Raw genomic sequence first — 15,494 nt, 5'->3', positions numbered from 1 at the left:
AGGCCTTCGAACAACAAAAACAACATTCGACGATGCACTTTGAGGACTACAACAATGATTATTTACGGTGTGGCGCTGTTGGCGATCTGTACGCTGGCAGGGGTGATTCTGGGCGATGCGCTGGGCGTATTGCTGGGCGTCAAATCCAATGTGGGCGGGGTCGGGATCGCGATGATCCTGCTGATCTGCGCGCGGTTGTGGATGCAAAAGCGCGGCGGCATGACCAAGGATTGCGAGATGGGCGTCGGCTTCTGGGGCGCCATGTACATTCCGGTGGTGGTGGCGATGGCGGCGCAACAGAACGTCGTGACCGCGTTGCACGGCGGCCCGGTGGCGGTGCTCGCGGCCATCGGTTCGGTGGTGCTCTGCGGTTGCACCATTGCCCTGATCAGCCGGACCCACAAAGGCGAACCGTTGCCTGATGAACCTGCGGAACTCACGCCCATTGGCACGCCAGTAGGAGGCCGCTGATATGTTGGAAGTCATCGAGAAGGGCTTGGCAACTAACGGTCTGGTCACGGCGTTCGCGTTCGTTGGCGTGATCATGTGGGTGTCGGTGGTGTTGTCCAAACGCCTGACGTTCGGGCGGATTCATGGCTCGGCGATTGCCATTGTCATCGGCCTGGTCCTGGCGTGGGTCGGCGGCACCATGACCGGCGGGCAAAAAGGCCTGGCGGACCTGACACTGTTCTCGGGTATCGGTTTGATGGGCGGCGCGATGCTGCGCGACTTTGCCATCGTCGCCACGGCGTTCGAAGTGCAGGCCACTGAAGCGAAAAAGGCCGGGATGATCGGCGTGATTGCGCTGTTGCTGGGCACGGTGTTGCCGTTCATTGTCGGGGCGAGCATTGCCTGGGTGTTTGGTTATCGCGATGCAATAAGCATGACCACCATCGGTGCGGGCGCGGTGACGTACATCGTCGGCCCGGTGACTGGCGCGGCGATTGGTGCCAGTTCCGATGTGGTCGCATTGTCGATTGCCACCGGGTTGATCAAGGCGATTCTGGTGATGGTCGGCACGCCGATGGCAGCGCGCTGGATGGGGTTGGATAACCCGCGCTCGGCGATGGTGTTTGGCGGGTTGGCCGGTACGGTCAGCGGTGTGACCGCCGGGTTGGCGGCGACGGATCGGCGGTTGGTGCCTTATGGCGCGTTGACGGCGACGTTCCACACCGGGCTTGGGTGTTTGCTTGGGCCATCGTTGTTGTATTTCATTGTTCGCGGGATTGTTGGTTAGGCCGATGATTCATCGCTGATTGTTCTGACGTCTTCGCGGGCAAGCCTCGCTCCTACAGAGACTGCATATCCCTGTAGGAGCGAGCGGTGCGGCGATCCGACTTGCTCGCGAAGGGTGCGACGTGGTCTTAAGCCTGGCGATTGGCATACATCCGACACTCCGCCAGCAGCGCCAGCAAATTCGGGTCGCGCTCCTTGGCCTTCAAAAACACCACGCCGATGTGCTGCTGCAACCGATACTTTTCCTGCAACGGAATCAGTTTCACCCGGTTCTCATACACCGCTGCAATCCTTCCTGGCAGCAACGCATAACCCACCCCCGAACTGACCATGCTCAGCAGGGTGAAGATGTCGTTGACCTGCATCGCCACCTTCGGCTCGAACCCCGCCTGTTTGAACACCCGATTGCCATCCTGGTGCGTGGCGAAGCCTTGGGTCAGGGTAATGAACGTCTCGTCGCGGACTTCGGCCAGATCGACTTCCGTGCGTTGGGCAAACTTCGAGTCCGCCGGGGTGGCCAGGAAAATGTCATCGGAAAACAGCGGGATCTGCTCGCAATCCGGGTCGTTCACGCTCTCGTCCAAAGACACCAGGATCGCGTCGACTTCCATGTTCTTGAGCTTGTACAACAGGTCGAAATTCGAGCCGAGGATCAGGTCGATGTTGAGTTCGCTGCGGCGGATTTTCAGGCCCATGATCAGTTGCGGCACGGTCTTCACCGTCAACGAATACAACGAGCCCAGCTTGAAGCGCTCAGCCGAGAAGCCGGCGGCTTCGCGGGTCAGGCGCACGGTTTCGACCACGTCCTGAATCAGCTTTTGCGCCCGTTCTTCCAGCACGTAGGCGCTTTCCAGCGGCGTCAGGTTACGGCCTTCGTGCTTGAACAGCGGGCAGCGCAGGGCGCTTTCCAGGGAGTGGATCGCCCGGTGCACACTGACGTTGCTGGTCTGCAATTCGGCAGCGGCGCGAGCCAGATTGCCGGTGCGCATGAAGGCGAGGAACACCTCGAGTTTTTTCAGGGTCAACTCTTCATCGATCAGCATGGGCGTGACTCTTATTCGAATGGCTCGATTGTGCCCAATTCCTCAAGACGGCGCAGACCTTTGTAGGAGCCAGCTTGCTGGCGATGGCGGCCTTGAAATTATCGTAACGCTTGAGGGCCAATCGCCGGCAAGCCGGCTCCTACAGGGTGCGAGGGTGTACTGAAGAGTTGCGCTTTTACGCTTGAGGCCTGAGCCTTGCGCAACGCTGCATTGGATTGTGAGGTGAGCAACACATGTACCACGGGGAAAGATTGAACGCCTGGACGCATCTGGTCGGGGCGGTGGCGGCGACGGTTGGGGTGGTGTGGATGCTGGTAATTGCCGGCATGGACGGCAGCCCGTGGAAGATCGTAAGCGTTGCGATTTACGGGTTTACCTTGATGGTGCTCTACAGCGCATCGACCGTTTACCACAGCGTGCGCGGGCGCAAGAAAGCGATCATGCAGAAGGTCGATCACTTTTCGATCTACCTGTTGATTGCCGGCAGCTACACACCATTTTGCCTGGTGACCCTGCGCGGGCCGTGGGGCTGGACGTTGTTCGGGATTGTCTGGGGGCTGGCGTTGATCGGCATCCTTCAGGAGATCAAGCCGCGTTCGGAAGCGCGGATCCTGTCGATCGTGATTTACGCGGTGATGGGCTGGATCGTGCTGGTGGCGGTCAAGCCGCTATTGGCGGCGCTGGGCACGGCCGGGTTTGCCTGGCTGGCGTCGGGCGGGATTTTGTACACCGTGGGGATTATCTTTTTTGCCCTGGATCATCGGTTGCGGCATGCGCACGGGATCTGGCATTTGTTCGTGATCGCGGGGAGTTTGCTGCACTTTGTGGCGATTATGTTTTACGTCCTGTAAACCGCGTCGCGGCCAATCGCTAGCAGGCTAGCTCCCACAGAAATCTCCAGTGAACATGAAACTGGTGAACACCCAAAATTCAATGTGGGAGCTAGCCTGCTAGCGATGGCGGCCTAGAAATCACCCCAAAGTTGCTGGGCAACCGCCAGTGCAACCACTGGCGCAGTCTCGGTGCGCAACACCCGCGGGCCGAGGCGGGCGGCCTGGAAGCCGCTGGCCTTGGCCTGATCGACTTCGGCATCGGACAAACCTCCCTCCGGACCGATCAGGAATGCCAGACTTGAAGGTTTGGCATGACTCACCAACGGCTCAGCCACCGGATGCAGCACCAGCTTCAACTCCGCCTCAGTCTGCTTCAACCAGTCCGCCAACAACACCGGCGGGTGAATCACCGGCACCCGTGAACGCCCGCATTGCTCGCACGCGCTGATTGCCACCTGGCGCCAGTGCATCAGGCGCTTGTCGGCGCGCTCGTCCTTCAAGCGGACTTCACAGCGGTCGCTGAAGATCGGGGTGATTTCGCTCACGCCCAGTTCGGTGGCTTTCTGAATCGCCCAGTCCATCCGCTCACCACGGGACAGGCCCTGGCCGAGATGGATCTGTAGCGGCGATTCGATTTGCCCGGCGAAGCTTTCGTCGATCTGCACCACGACGCGCTTCTTGCCGACCTCGACCAGTGTCGCGCGAAACTCATGACCCGAACCGTCGAACAGTTGCAACGCATCACCCTCGGCCATGCGCAGCACGCGGCTGATGTAATGGGCCTGGGCCTCGGGCAACTCGTGCTCGCCAGTGCTCAGGGGGGCGTCGATAAAGAAGCGGGACAGTCTCATGCGGGTTCTCTGAAAAAGGTGTTGGTCGTCTTTGTGGGAGCGAGCCTGCTCGCGATAGCATCACCGAGGATGATCAGAAAGACCTCGGCGTCTGTATCGCGAGCAGGCTCGCTCCCACATTGATCGCTGTGTGTGATCAATCAACCCGGATCACGGAAACCGGGGTGGAAATCCTGCGGCACCGACACGCTCACACTGTTGCGTGTCGCAATGTCGATCCCTTCACTGGCCACTTGCGCCAGAAAGTCGATCTGCTCCGGGGTGATCACGTACGGCGGCAGGAAATACACCACGCTGCCCAGCGGTCGAAGTAAAGCACCGCGTTCCAGCGCGTGCTGGAACACCTTCAAGCCACGACGTTCCTGCCACGGATAAGCTTCTTTGGTCGCCTTGTCCTTGACCATCTCGATGGCCAGCACCATACCGGTCTGACGCACTTCCGAGACGTTCGGGTGATCGGCCAGGTGCGCGGTGGAGGAGGCCATGCGCTTGGCCAGCGCCTTGTTGTTCTCGATCACGTTGTCTTCTTCGAAGATATCCAGCGTCGCCAACGCCGCCGCGCACGCCAGCGGATTGCCGGTGTAGCTGTGCGAATGCAGGAACGCGCGCAAGGTCGGGTAGTCGTCGTAGAACGCGCTGTAGACGTCTTCCGTCGTCACGCACGCCGCCAGCGGCAGGTAACCGCCGGTCAGGGCCTTGGACAGGCAGAGGAAATCCGGGCGGATGCCGGCCTGTTCGCAGGCGAACATCGTTCCGGTGCGGCCGAAGCCGACGGCGATTTCGTCGTGGATCAGGTGCACGCCATAACGGTCGCAGGCTTCGCGCAGCAGTTTCAGGTAAACCGGGTGATACATGCGCATGCCGCCGGCGCCCTGGATCAGCGGCTCGACGATCACCGCCGCGACGGTGTCGTGGTTTTCGGCCAGGGTCTGTTCCATCGCGGCGAACATGTTCCGCGAGTGTTCTTCCCAGCCCATGCCTTCAGGGCGCAGGTAACAATCGGGGCTCGGCACCTTGATGGTGTCCAGCAGCAACGCCTTGTAGGTTTCGGTGAACAGCGGCACATCGCCCACCGACATCGCCGCCATGGTTTCGCCGTGGTAGCTGTTGGTCAGGGTGACGAAGCGCTTCTTGTTCGGCTGGCCGCGGTTGAGCCAGTAGTGAAAGCTCATTTTCAGCGCGACTTCGATGCAGGACGAACCGTTATCGGCGTAGAAGCATCGGGTCAGGCCTTCCGGCGTCATCTTCACCAGACGCTCGGACAACTCGATCACCGGCTGATGGCTGAAACCGGCGAGGATCACATGTTCCAGCTGATCGACCTGATCCTTGATGCGCTGGTTGATGCGCGGGTTGGCGTGGCCGAACACGTTGACCCACCAGGAGCTGACGGCGTCGAGGTAGCGTTTGCCTTCGAAGTCTTCCAGCCACACGCCTTCACCGCGCTTGATCGGGATCAGCGGCAGCTGTTCGTGGTCTTTCATCTGGGTGCAGGGATGCCACAACACGGCGAGATCGCGTTGCATCCACTGATTATTCAGGCCCATTTCCAGTCTCCTCGAGGCGGTCCGCGACAGGCGCGGACATACAATCGCGCAAGCCTATGCAATGCGTGGCATCGGGACAACCCATTGTGTCGAATGAGCTACTTTGTATAGGGCGATAGACGTCGCTGGCGGGCCTTTGATGGCTAACGTATTCTTCGCGGTTCTTTGAGTCGTCTGACTCGCAAAACCGCTTTTTTCTACGTGTATTTCCGGAGTTCGCTGAATGTCTGCTGGTTGGCTGCGCGCCTGTGCGCTGGTGATGTTGGGGCTGTTCAGCGTGTCTGCGCTGGCCAAGGATAAAACGGCGATCGTGATCGGCGGCGGGCTCTCGGGCCTGACGGCGGCGTACGAACTGCAGAACAAAGGCTGGCAGGTCACCCTGCTGGAAGCCAAGCCGACCCTGGGCGGTCGTTCCGGCATGGCCACCAGCGAATGGATCGGCAACGACAAGACTCAGCCGGTTTTGAACAAGTACGTATCGACCTTCAAGCTGAGCACCACGCCGGCCCCTGAATTCGTGCGCACGCCGAGCTACCTGATCGACGGCGTGTATTACACCGCCGCTGACCTGGCCACCAAAGAGCCGGCCACCGCTGACGCGCTCAAGCGTTACGAGAAGACCCTGGACGACCTGGCACGCTCGATCGAAGACCCGCTGAACCCTGCCGCGACCAGCGCGCTGCATGCCCTGGATCAGATCAACGTCTCCAACTGGCTCGACCGTTTGACGTTGCCAGCCACGGCTCGCCAATTGATCAATCAGCAAATCCGTACCCGTTATGACGAACCTTCGCGCCTGTCGTTGCTGTACTACGCACAACAGAGCCGGGTTTACCGTGGCGTGTCCGACCGTGACCTGCGCGCTTCGCGCCTGCTGGGCGGCAGCCCGGTGCTGGCACAAGCCTTCGTCAAACAACTGAAAACCATCAAGACCAGTTCCCCGGTCTCGTCCATCACCCAGGACAAGGACGGCGTGACCGTCAAGGTCGGCAGCGTCGGCTATCAGGCTGACTACGTCGTGGTCGCGGTGCCATTGCGCGCCCTCAACAAAATCGTGATGACCCCGGCGCTGGATGCCCAACACATGGGCGCGATCAAAGGCACCAACTACGGTTGGCGCGACCAGATCATGCTGAAGTTCAAGACGCCGGTCTGGGAAAGCAAGGCGCGCATGTCCGGCGAGATCTACAGCAACACCGGCCTGGGCATGTTGTGGGTCGAGCCGGCGCTGAAGGGTGGCGCCAACGTGGTGATCAACCTGTCCGGCGACAACGCACGAGTGATGCAGGCCTTCGGCGACAAGCAGATGGCCGATCAGGTGCTGATTCGCTTGCACACGTTTTATCCACAGGCGCGCGGTTCGTTCACCGGTTATGAAATCCGTCGCTACAGCACCGACCCGTCGATGGGCGGCGCTTACCTGGCCTTCGGTCCGGGCCAGATCAGCAAGTTCTGGCGCCTGTGGGAACGTCCGCTGCAACGCGTAGCGTTTGCTGGCGAACACACCGACACCTTGTACCCGGGCACTCTGGAAGGCGCGTTGCGCACCGGTCAGCGTGCAGCCGGTCAGGTTGAAGACCTGGCGGCCGGCAAGTCGTTTGAACCGGCGAAGGTTGTCCCGGCAGCGACTGCTGCTGCAGCCGGCGCAGTGGCGGCGAAGAAAGGCAACTTCTTCAGCAACCTGTTCGGTGGTTCTTCGGACGACGACAAGAAGCCGGAACCCGTGAAAGCGCCAGAGCCCGTCACACCGCCAGCCCCGGCACCGGCTCCAGTAGCAGCCCCGGCCCCGGCGCCAGTGGAAGCGCCGAAACCTGCCGCACCGGTGAAAGCCGAGCCGGCCAAGAAGGCTGCGGCCAAGGCGCCGGCGAAAAAGCCTGCTGCCGAAACCAAAAAGGCCCCGGCGAAACCGGCGGCAAAGAAAGCTGAAGCGGCGAAGAAACCAGCAGCCAAACCTGCTGCGACACCGGTAGCCGATACCAAAGCGCAGTAAGCGTCTGGATTAAAGAAACGCGGCGTAAATGCCGCGTTTTTTTATGCCCGAAGAAAAGAATTGAATAAATCTCATGGCATTGGTGTTCTTGATCTGGACGTCATTTTTTTTCACACATTGGTCGTTAATCTTTCCTTAACTCACCGATTTCAGACTCTTGATCGTATTTCTCGATATTTCAAAGCGAAATTTTCCGCTTTAATTCGATAGATAACTCGATAGTCTTGGTCGCAATTCTCACAGGATTTGGGCATGCAGCTACGTAACTCTTCTTCCCGCTACGGTTGGGTCAGCATCTTCATGCACTGGGGCGTGGCGCTGGCGGTCTTCGGTCTGTTTGCACTGGGCCTGTGGATGGTCGATCTCGACTACTACAGCACCTGGCGCAAAGATGCGCCGGAGCTGCACAAGAGCATTGGCCTGGTGTTGCTGGCCGTGATGGTGCTTCGGGTGCTGTGGCGCTTTATCAGCCCACCACCGCCAACGCTGGAAAGCTATGGCCGGCTGACGCGCATGGGCGCGAAGTTTGGCCATTCGTTCCTGTACCTGGGTCTGTTTGCTGTGATGATTGCCGGTTACCTGATTTCCACCGCAGATGGTGTCGGGATTCCGGTGTTTGGCCTGTTCGAAGTTCCTGCACTGGTTTCCGGACTACCGGACCAGGCAGACACCGCCGGTGAGATTCATCTGTATCTGGCATGGGTGCTGGTAATTTTTTCCGGTCTCCATGCGTTGGCAGCATTGAAGCACCACTTTATCGATCGTGATGCGACCCTTACTCGAATGCTGGGTCGCAAAGCCTGAAGTTCAACCTCGACTCCAAAGGAATAGAAAGCATGTTGAAAAAGACCCTCGCCGCTCTGGCAATCGGTTCCGCTCTGCTGTCCGCCGGTAACGTAATGGCAGCTGATTATGTCGTCGACAAGGAAGGCCAGCACGCCTTCGTTGACTTCAAGATCAGCCACCTGGGCTACAGCTTCATCACCGGTACCTTCAAGGATATCGACGGCAAGTTCAGCTTCGACGCTGCCAAGCCTGAAGACGCCAAGATCGAGTTCAATGTGAACACCGCCAGCGTCTTCACCAACAACGCCGAACGTGACAAGCACATCGCCAGCGGTGACTTCCTGAACGCGAGCAAATTCGCTAAAGCCACCTTCGTTTCCACCAGCGTCAAATCCACCGGCAAAAACGCCGCTGGCAAAGACACTGCGGACGTGGCGGGTGATCTGACCATCGCTGGCGTGACCAAGCCAGTCGTGGTCAAGGCGACTTTCCTGGGTGAAGGCAAGGATCCATGGGGCGGCTACCGTGCCGGCTTCGAAGGCACCACCAACCTCAAGCGTTCCGATTTCGGCAAGCAGAAAGACCTGGGCCCAGCGTCCGACGCGGTTGAGTTGTACGTAACGTTTGAAGGTGTCAAAGCGAAGTAATTTTCGCGCCTGACACAAAAACGCCCCCGATCTCGCGATCGAGGGCGTTTTTTATTGCCAAGCGTAATCTGCGTCGCACCACGAATCCTGTAGGAGCGAGGCTTGCCCGCGAAAGCGCCAGCGGCCTCACCACAGAAATCCGGTTGATCCCTTCGCGGGCAAGCCTCGCTCCTACGAAGAGCAGAAAAAAAATGCCCCGGATCGTGAGATCAGGGGCATTTTTCATGGCTGGGTAAAACTCAGCGGTTGCGAGTCAGCAACGCTGGCTTTTCACCGCGCGGACGGCCTGGCAATTGATCAAGCTGTTCAGGTGTCGGGAAACGATCGGTTTTCGACTCCTTGTGAATGATCTTCGGAGCCGGGCCACGCGGGTTTTGCACAGCCGGTTCCGAGCGTGACTGCTCGTCACGTGCCGGGCGACGGTTGCGGCCTTCTTCGCGACGGGCCTGACCGTCACGTGGCGCGCCGTTGCGTGGACCGCTGCGCTTGGCTGGCGGCGTGCCAGTGGAGGCGCCGTCGCTGCTGCGTGGACCGCTTTGGCGACCCTGAGGCTTGCCGCCGGTGCGTGGAGCACCTGCGCCAGCGGCCGTGCCTTGTGCCGGAGCACCCGGACGGCGGCCACGGCCCTGGGCCGGTTTGGCTTGAGGCACGTAGTCGACGCGGTTACCGAAGTTATCGATATCGTCGTCCAGGAACTCGTCCGGAGCGCGATCAGCGGCAGCGCGTGGCGCCGGGCGCTGTTGCTCGCGGGCAGGCGTGCCTTCGCGTGGTTTCTGCTCACGTGCCGGGCGCTCGCCACGGCCGCTGGCCGCCGGTTTTTCCTTGCCGCCCTTGTCCTTGCCCTTGTCTTTACGACCGCCACCACCGCCGCTGCCGTTCGGACCGTCGCCGCGCGGGCCACGTGGGTTGCGCGGGTTACGCACATCCGGACGCTCGCGCACTTCCGGCTTCTCGGCTTCCACGGCGCTGGAATCGAAGCCCATCAGGTCGCCGTCGGCGATTTTCTGCTTGGTCATGCGTTCGATGCTTTTCAGCAGTTTTTCTTCGTCCGGAGCCACCAGCGAGATCGCCTCGCCCGAACGACCGGCACGGCCAGTACGGCCGATACGGTGCACGTAATCTTCGTCGACGTTCGGCAGTTCGAAGTTGACCACGTGTGGCAACTGGTCGATGTCGAGGCCGCGTGCGGCGATGTCGGTAGCGACCAGGATGCGCACTTCGCCGGCCTTGAAGTCGGCCAGGGCTTTGGTGCGCGCGTTCTGGCTCTTGTTACCGTGGATGGCGACAGCGCTGAGGCCATGTTTATCCAGGTACTCGGCCAGGCGGTTGGCGCCGTGCTTGGTGCGAGTGAACACCAGCACCTGTTCCCAGGCGCCCGCGGTGATCAGGTGCGCCAGCAGCGAACGCTTGTGGTTGGCTGGCAGGCGGAAAACCCGTTGCTCGATACGCTCGACCGTGGTGTTCGGCGGCGTCACTTCGATGCGTTCCGGGTTGTGCAGCAGCTTGCCGGCGAGGTCGGTGATGTCCTTGGAGAACGTCGCCGAGAACAGCAGGTTCTGACGCTTGGCCGGGAGGCGGGCCAGGACCTTCTTCACGTCATGGACAAAGCCCATGTCGAGCATGCGGTCGGCTTCGTCCAGCACGAGGATTTCCACGTGTGACAAATCGACGCTGCCTTGGCCGGCGAGGTCGAGCAGGCGGCCAGGGCAGGCCACCAGCACGTCAACGCCACGGGACATGGCCTGAACCTGTGGGTTCATGCCGACGCCGCCGAAGATGCAGGCGCTGACGAACTTCAGGTCACGGGCATAGACCTTGAAGCTCTCGTGTACTTGAGCCGCGAGTTCGCGGGTAGGGGTCAGGACCAGTACGCGCGGTTGGCGCGGGCCATGACGCTGGGATTTGTCCGGGTGACCGTTAGGGAACAACCGCTCCAGGATCGGAAGGGCGAAGCCACCGGTTTTGCCAGTACCTGTCTGAGCCGCAACCATCAGGTCGCGACCTTGCAACACGGCGGGAATGGCCCGCTGTTGCACCGGAGTAGGCTCGGTATAGCCCGCTGCCTCGATGGCGCGGACTAAAGCCTCGGAGAGACCGAGGGAAGCAAAGGACATGAGTAATCCTGTTTTAGTTAGGGCTTGGCCCAATGGGAGTCTTGCCTGGCGCGAATGGCGTTTAAGAGGACGCAATCCCGTCCGGTCCTGCTGGGCCTCGAAGGCTCGTCTGGAGCGCTCGCGCGGGCTGAAAAGCTGCGCTGTAGCGGGGTCGAGATGCCTTGAACAAGTCCGAGCGTCCGGGCGTGAGCCTGGCGGGAAGGCCGGAGTATAACAGAGCAATCACTGCGCGCCGCTTTCCTGCTGCTCAACGGTTTTTTCGCGGGCAGCGGTGGCCCCGGCAGTTTTCGTGCTGGTAGCCGGATCGGCGCCATAACGGGCGCTCAGTTCGGCGTACGCGGGTTCGCGCTTGAATCGTTTGAGCTCGGCGCCGAAGCGCTGCACGAGCAAATCCATGCCCGCGTTGCGGCGCACCGCCAGAAACTGGCTCTGCTGGCTGATGACGGTCGGGTTTTCGCTGATCTGGTCGCGGATATTCAATTCGTCTAGCAAATGCTGGCCCACCCGGCGGTCGGTGATCAGCAGGTCGATCCTGCCGCGCACCAGTTTGCCGAAGTTGGCTTCATGGGTGGGTGCCGGTTCGCGCGTGAACAGCGTCGATTCACGGAAGTCCGGGCTGTACAGATAGCCCGGCGAGGTGCCTATCGTCAGGCCTTTCAGATCGTCGAGGGTGCGAAACGGATGCGGGCGTTCGTTGGCATAGAACAGCACGAACTGGACTTCCGAGAGCGGTTCGCTGGGGTAGAGCAGGGTCGCCTCGCGCTCGTCGCTGTGAAAAATGTCCAGCGCGCCATCGGCCTGGCCGGTTTCAAGCATCGACAGGCAGCGTTTCCACGGCAGGAACTGCCACTCGACCTCGATCCCCAGGCGCTTGAAGACGATGGCCGTGGTTTCGTAGTCCAGGCCCAGTGATTTGCCATTTTCCTCGTAGACATAAGGCGCCCACGGTTCAGTGACAATGCGTAGCTTCTCGCCCCGAGCGGCGAAGCTCAGGCAAGTGAAAACCAGCACGGCAATTAACTGTGGGATCAAAGGCATGGGCTTGAGATTACGACGAGAAACGGGAAAGAGCCAGAAACCGACTGCAGATGCTCTATCTCCGTGTGTTGCATCACAATAAAAGTACGTAGAAAGCAAAAAATCGCAGCCTTCGACCGCTCCTACAGGGATTAAACATGCCCGAATGTAGGAGTGGCCGAAGGCTGCGATCTTTTGATCTTGCTTTAAACGTTTATCAGCGCGGCAACTTCAGGTTGTTCCACACCGCCAGACTCGCTTCAGCCTGGTTCAGTGTGTAGAAGTGCAGCCCTGGCGCGCCACCTTGCAGCAGGCGTTCGCACATTTCGGTGATGACTTGTTCACCAAAGCCTTGAATGCTCTGGGTGTCGTCGCCGTAGGCTTCCAGTTGCTTGCGGATCCAGCGCGGGATTTCCGCACCGCAGGCATCGGAGAAGCGCGCCAGCTTGCTGTAGTTGGTGATCGGCATGATGCCCGGCACGATCGGGATGTTCACGCCCATCGCCCGTACACGCTCGACGAAGTAGAAATAGCTGTCGGCGTTGAAGAAGTACTGGGTGATCGCGCTGTCGGCGCCAGCGTTGGCTTTGCGCACGAAATTGGTCAGATCGTCTTCGAAATTGCGCGCTTGCGGATGCATTTCCGGGTAAGCGGCGACTTCGATGTGGAAATGATCACCGGTCTCTTCACGAATGAATTCGACCAGGTCGTTGGCGTGGCGCATTTCGCCGCTGGCCATGCCCATGCCCGAAGGCAGGTCACCGCGCAGGGCAACGATGCGCTTGATGCCGGCAGCCTTGTATTGCGCCAGCAGGCCGCGCAAGTCGTCCTTGCTGTCGCCTACGCAGGACAGATGCGGTGCGGCAGGGACTTTGACTTCGCTTTCGAGCTGCAACACGGTGTTGAGGGTTCGATCACGGGTCGAACCGCCAGCGCCATAGGTGCAGGAGAAGAAATCGGGGTTGTACGTGGCCAGCTGACGAGCAGTGGCGAGCAGCTTTTCATGCCCAGCGTCGGTCTTCGTAGGGAAGAACTCGAAGCTGTAGCGACGGTCTTGGGACATGGTCATATCCTTGGAAACGCGTAAGCCTTGCAGTCGCCACGTTTACTGTAGGAGCGAAGCTTGCTCGCGAAAGCAACAACACGGTGCTTCAGAAACAACGCGGTGATGCTTTCGCGAGCAAGCTTCGCTCCTACAGGGGAGCGTGGTTTCTGCTTAAGTCCGCTCCCATGGGGAGCGGACAGCAGGTCGAATCAGTAGCGGTAAGCGTGCGGCTTGAACGGACCTTCGACAGTCACGCCGATGTAGTCGGCCTGGGTCTTGGTCAGTTGAGTCACGACGCCGCCGAAACCGCGGACCATTTCCAGGGCCACTTCTTCGTCGAGTTTCTTCGGCAGTACTTCAACAGTCAGGCGCTCGGCTTTCTGGGCTGGCGACAGGTCGGCGTACTTCTGGCCGAACAGGAAGATCTGCGCCAGAACCTGGTTGGCGAACGAACCGTCCATGATGCGGCTTGGGTGACCGGTGGCGTTACCCAGGTTAACCAGACGGCCTTCGGCCAGCAGGATCAGGTAGTCGTCGTTCTGGGCATCGAATGCGCCAGGACCGGTACGGTGGATTTTGTGAACCTGTGGCTTCACTTCTTCCCATGCCCAGTTCTTGCGCATGAAAGCGGTGTCGATTTCGTTGTCGAAGTGGCCGATGTTGCAGACAACAGCGCGCTTCTTCAGGGCTTTGAGCATGTTCGAGTCGCAAACATTGACGTTACCGGTGGTGGTCACGATCAGGTCGATCTTGCCCAGCAGCGCTTTGTCGATGCTTGCTTCGGTACCGGTGTTGATACCGTCGATGAACGGCGAAACCAGTTCGAAACCGTCCATGCAGGCTTGCATGGCGCAGATCGGGTCGACTTCGGAGACTTTAACGATCATGCCTTCCTGACGCAGGGACTGAGCGGAGCCCTTGCCCACGTCGCCGTAACCGATGACCAGCGCTTGCTTGCCGGACAGCAGGTGGTCGGTGCCGCGCTTGATCGCGTCGTTCAGGCTGTGACGGCAGCCGTACTTGTTGTCGTTCTTGCTCTTGGTCACCGAGTCGTTGACGTTGATGGCCGGGATTTTCAGCTCGCCCTTGGCCAGCATGTCCAGCAGGCGGTGAACGCCGGTGGTGGTTTCTTCGGTCACGCCGTGAACGCGATCCAGAACCTGTGGGTACTTGTCGTGCAGCAGCTGGGTCAGGTCGCCGCCGTCGTCGAGGATCATGTTGGCATCCCATGGCGCGCCATCTTTCAGGATGGTTTGCTCCAGGCACCACTCGTACTCTTCTTCAGTCTCGCCTTTCCAGGCGAAAACCGGGATGCCAGCAGCGGCGATAGCAGCAGCGGCCTGATCCTGAGTCGAGAAAATGTTGCAGGACGACCAGCGAACTTCGGCACCCAGGGCAACCAGGGTTTCGATCAGCACGGCAGTCTGAATGGTCATGTGGATGCAGCCGAGAATCTTGGCGCCTTTGAGCGGCTGCTCACCGACGTACTTGCGGCGCAGACCCATCAGGGCTGGCATTTCGGATTCAGCGATGATGGTTTCGCGACGGCCCCAGGCAGCCAGGGACATGTCGGCGACTTTGTAATCGTTAAAATCTGCAGGCGTGATAACAGCGCTCATGAAGAGCCTCCATTCGTAATGTATGCGAATGGGCGCCGTTGTGCGTTTAGTGTCTGGCCGTGGCCAGTCAACGCCCCATCCGAGCCTGACAGGTTGAACCTGCTGCAGCGCCCCTCGGACAGGTGGCGGGAAAACGGTATCAATGGAACGTTACCGTTTTGAAACGGGGGCGATTATAGCGGGCTATGCTGATCTTCCAAAGCGTTTCTGTCGGTCAATGTCCGAACGGTAATCGTGACCATAGACGATGCTTAATAGAGCTCTAGTCCGGGCTCTGCCATGATGGCACCCATCATTCGGCAAGACGCTCAGGAGTGAATATGAATTTCCACACCCGCAAATGGGTAAAACCCGAAGACCTCAACCCCAACGGCACGCTGTTCGGCGGCAGTCTGTTGCGCTGGATCGACGAAGAAGCGGCGATCTACGCCATCGTTCAGCTGGGCAATCAGCGCGTGGTGACCAAGTACATTTCCGAAATCAATTTTGTCAGCGCCTCGCGCCAGGGCGACATCATCGAACTGGGCATCACCGCCACCGAGTTCGGCCGCACCTCGATCACCCTGACCTGCGAAGTGCGCAACAAGATCACCCGCAAAAGCATCCTGACGGTGGAGAAGATGGTCTTCGTCAACCTCGGCGAAGACGGCCTGCCCGCCCCACACGGCCGGACCGAGATCAAGTACGTCAAAGACCAGTTCAAGGACGAGTAATGCGAGTACCGTAGGAGCCGGCTTGCTGGCGATGGCGCCTTAAGCATCACCGC

At 59.9% G+C, this 15,494-nt stretch carries 14 protein-coding genes and 1 riboswitch; of the genes, 7 read left to right on the top strand and 7 right to left on the bottom strand.

The genetic code is table 11. From position 1 onward, the window contains the following. The first annotated feature begins 54 nt into the window (after window positions 1–54). Together madL and madM are read left to right on the top strand one after the other, a co-directional pair. Entirely contained in the window at window positions 55–471 is a 417-nt protein-coding gene (gene madL / locus K5R88_RS18895; protein WP_192416726.1) for a malonate transporter subunit MadL, read from the top strand. 1 nt (window position 472) lies between these two features. Continuing rightward, window positions 473–1,237: a malonate transporter subunit MadM gene (madM, locus tag K5R88_RS18890; RefSeq protein WP_008026230.1), complete on the top strand. Its 765-nt coding sequence runs from the start codon at window positions 473–475 to the stop codon at window positions 1,235–1,237. 127 nt (window positions 1,238–1,364) lie between these two features. Here madM and K5R88_RS18885 read toward each other — a convergent pair whose 3' ends face one another. After that, window positions 1,365–2,279, bottom strand: a complete 915-nt coding sequence (locus K5R88_RS18885; protein WP_008033325.1) for a LysR family transcriptional regulator — start codon at window positions 2,277–2,279, stop codon at window positions 1,365–1,367. A gap of 233 nt (window positions 2,280–2,512) precedes the next feature. Between K5R88_RS18885 and trhA the strand changes: the two genes are divergently transcribed. After that, window positions 2,513–3,130 (top strand): PAQR family membrane homeostasis protein TrhA, encoded by a 618-nt coding sequence (gene trhA / locus K5R88_RS18880; RefSeq protein ID WP_008033324.1) that lies wholly within the window; start codon window positions 2,513–2,515, stop codon window positions 3,128–3,130. 113 nt (window positions 3,131–3,243) lie between these two features. On the opposite strand, the gene K5R88_RS18875 is transcribed toward trhA, so the two are convergent. Continuing rightward, window positions 3,244–3,963 carry a 16S rRNA (uracil(1498)-N(3))-methyltransferase gene (locus tag K5R88_RS18875; RefSeq protein WP_226298185.1) on the bottom strand — a complete coding sequence of 240 codons (720 nt, stop codon included), beginning with the start codon at window positions 3,961–3,963 and terminating at the stop codon, window positions 3,244–3,246. Between the two features lie 140 nt (window positions 3,964–4,103). Next, window positions 4,104–5,510, bottom strand: coding sequence for an adenosylmethionine--8-amino-7-oxononanoate transaminase (locus tag K5R88_RS18870; protein ID WP_226298184.1), 1,407 nt, complete (start codon window positions 5,508–5,510; stop codon window positions 4,104–4,106). A 223-nt stretch (window positions 5,511–5,733) separates the two neighbouring features. Here K5R88_RS18870 and K5R88_RS18865 point away from each other — a divergent pair, with 223 nt between their 5' ends. The 3 genes from K5R88_RS18865 to K5R88_RS18855 all read left to right on the top strand — a co-directional run bounded on the left by K5R88_RS18865 (window position 5,734) and on the right by K5R88_RS18855 (window position 8,933). After that, complete coding sequence (locus K5R88_RS18865) at window positions 5,734–7,500, top strand: flavin monoamine oxidase family protein (RefSeq protein WP_192227561.1); 1,767 nt, start codon at window positions 5,734–5,736, stop codon at window positions 7,498–7,500. Between the two features lie 252 nt (window positions 7,501–7,752). Further along, entirely contained in the window at window positions 7,753–8,304 is a 552-nt protein-coding gene (locus tag K5R88_RS18860) for a cytochrome b (protein WP_008033319.1), read from the top strand. Window positions 8,305–8,336: 32 nt separating this feature from the next. Then, on the top strand, window positions 8,337–8,933 hold the full coding sequence (locus K5R88_RS18855; RefSeq protein ID WP_008033318.1) for a YceI family protein: 597 nt from the start codon (window positions 8,337–8,339) through the stop codon (window positions 8,931–8,933). Window positions 8,934–9,172: 239 nt separating this feature from the next. On the opposite strand, the gene K5R88_RS18850 is transcribed toward K5R88_RS18855, so the two are convergent. From K5R88_RS18850 to ahcY, 4 genes are all read right to left on the bottom strand, one after another. Further along, window positions 9,173–11,047, bottom strand: a complete 1,875-nt coding sequence (locus K5R88_RS18850; RefSeq protein ID WP_223434062.1) for a DEAD/DEAH box helicase — start codon at window positions 11,045–11,047, stop codon at window positions 9,173–9,175. A gap of 222 nt (window positions 11,048–11,269) precedes the next feature. Further along, complete coding sequence (locus tag K5R88_RS18845; RefSeq protein ID WP_226298183.1) at window positions 11,270–12,085, bottom strand: substrate-binding periplasmic protein; 816 nt, start codon at window positions 12,083–12,085, stop codon at window positions 11,270–11,272. 196 nt (window positions 12,086–12,281) lie between these two features. Then, complete coding sequence (metF, locus tag K5R88_RS18840) at window positions 12,282–13,127, bottom strand: methylenetetrahydrofolate reductase [NAD(P)H] (protein WP_207284866.1); 846 nt, start codon at window positions 13,125–13,127, stop codon at window positions 12,282–12,284. Between the two features lie 191 nt (window positions 13,128–13,318). Further along, complete coding sequence (gene ahcY / locus K5R88_RS18835; protein ID WP_008033313.1) at window positions 13,319–14,728, bottom strand: adenosylhomocysteinase; 1,410 nt, start codon at window positions 14,726–14,728, stop codon at window positions 13,319–13,321. Window positions 14,729–14,751: 23 nt separating this feature from the next. Beyond that, window positions 14,752–14,850: riboswitch (S-adenosyl-L-homocysteine riboswitch) on the bottom strand. A gap of 198 nt (window positions 14,851–15,048) precedes the next feature. On the opposite strand from ahcY, the gene K5R88_RS18830 reads away from it, so the two are divergent. Beyond that, on the top strand, window positions 15,049–15,441 hold the full coding sequence (locus K5R88_RS18830; RefSeq protein WP_008033312.1) for an acyl-CoA thioesterase: 393 nt from the start codon (window positions 15,049–15,051) through the stop codon (window positions 15,439–15,441). Window positions 15,442–15,494 lie beyond the last annotated feature (53 nt).

It is taken from the genome of Pseudomonas sp. MM213, assembly GCF_020423045.1.
Lineage (GTDB): Bacteria > Pseudomonadota > Gammaproteobacteria > Pseudomonadales > Pseudomonadaceae > Aquipseudomonas > Aquipseudomonas migulae.
This window is presented reverse-complemented; position numbering and strand designations above follow the sequence as displayed.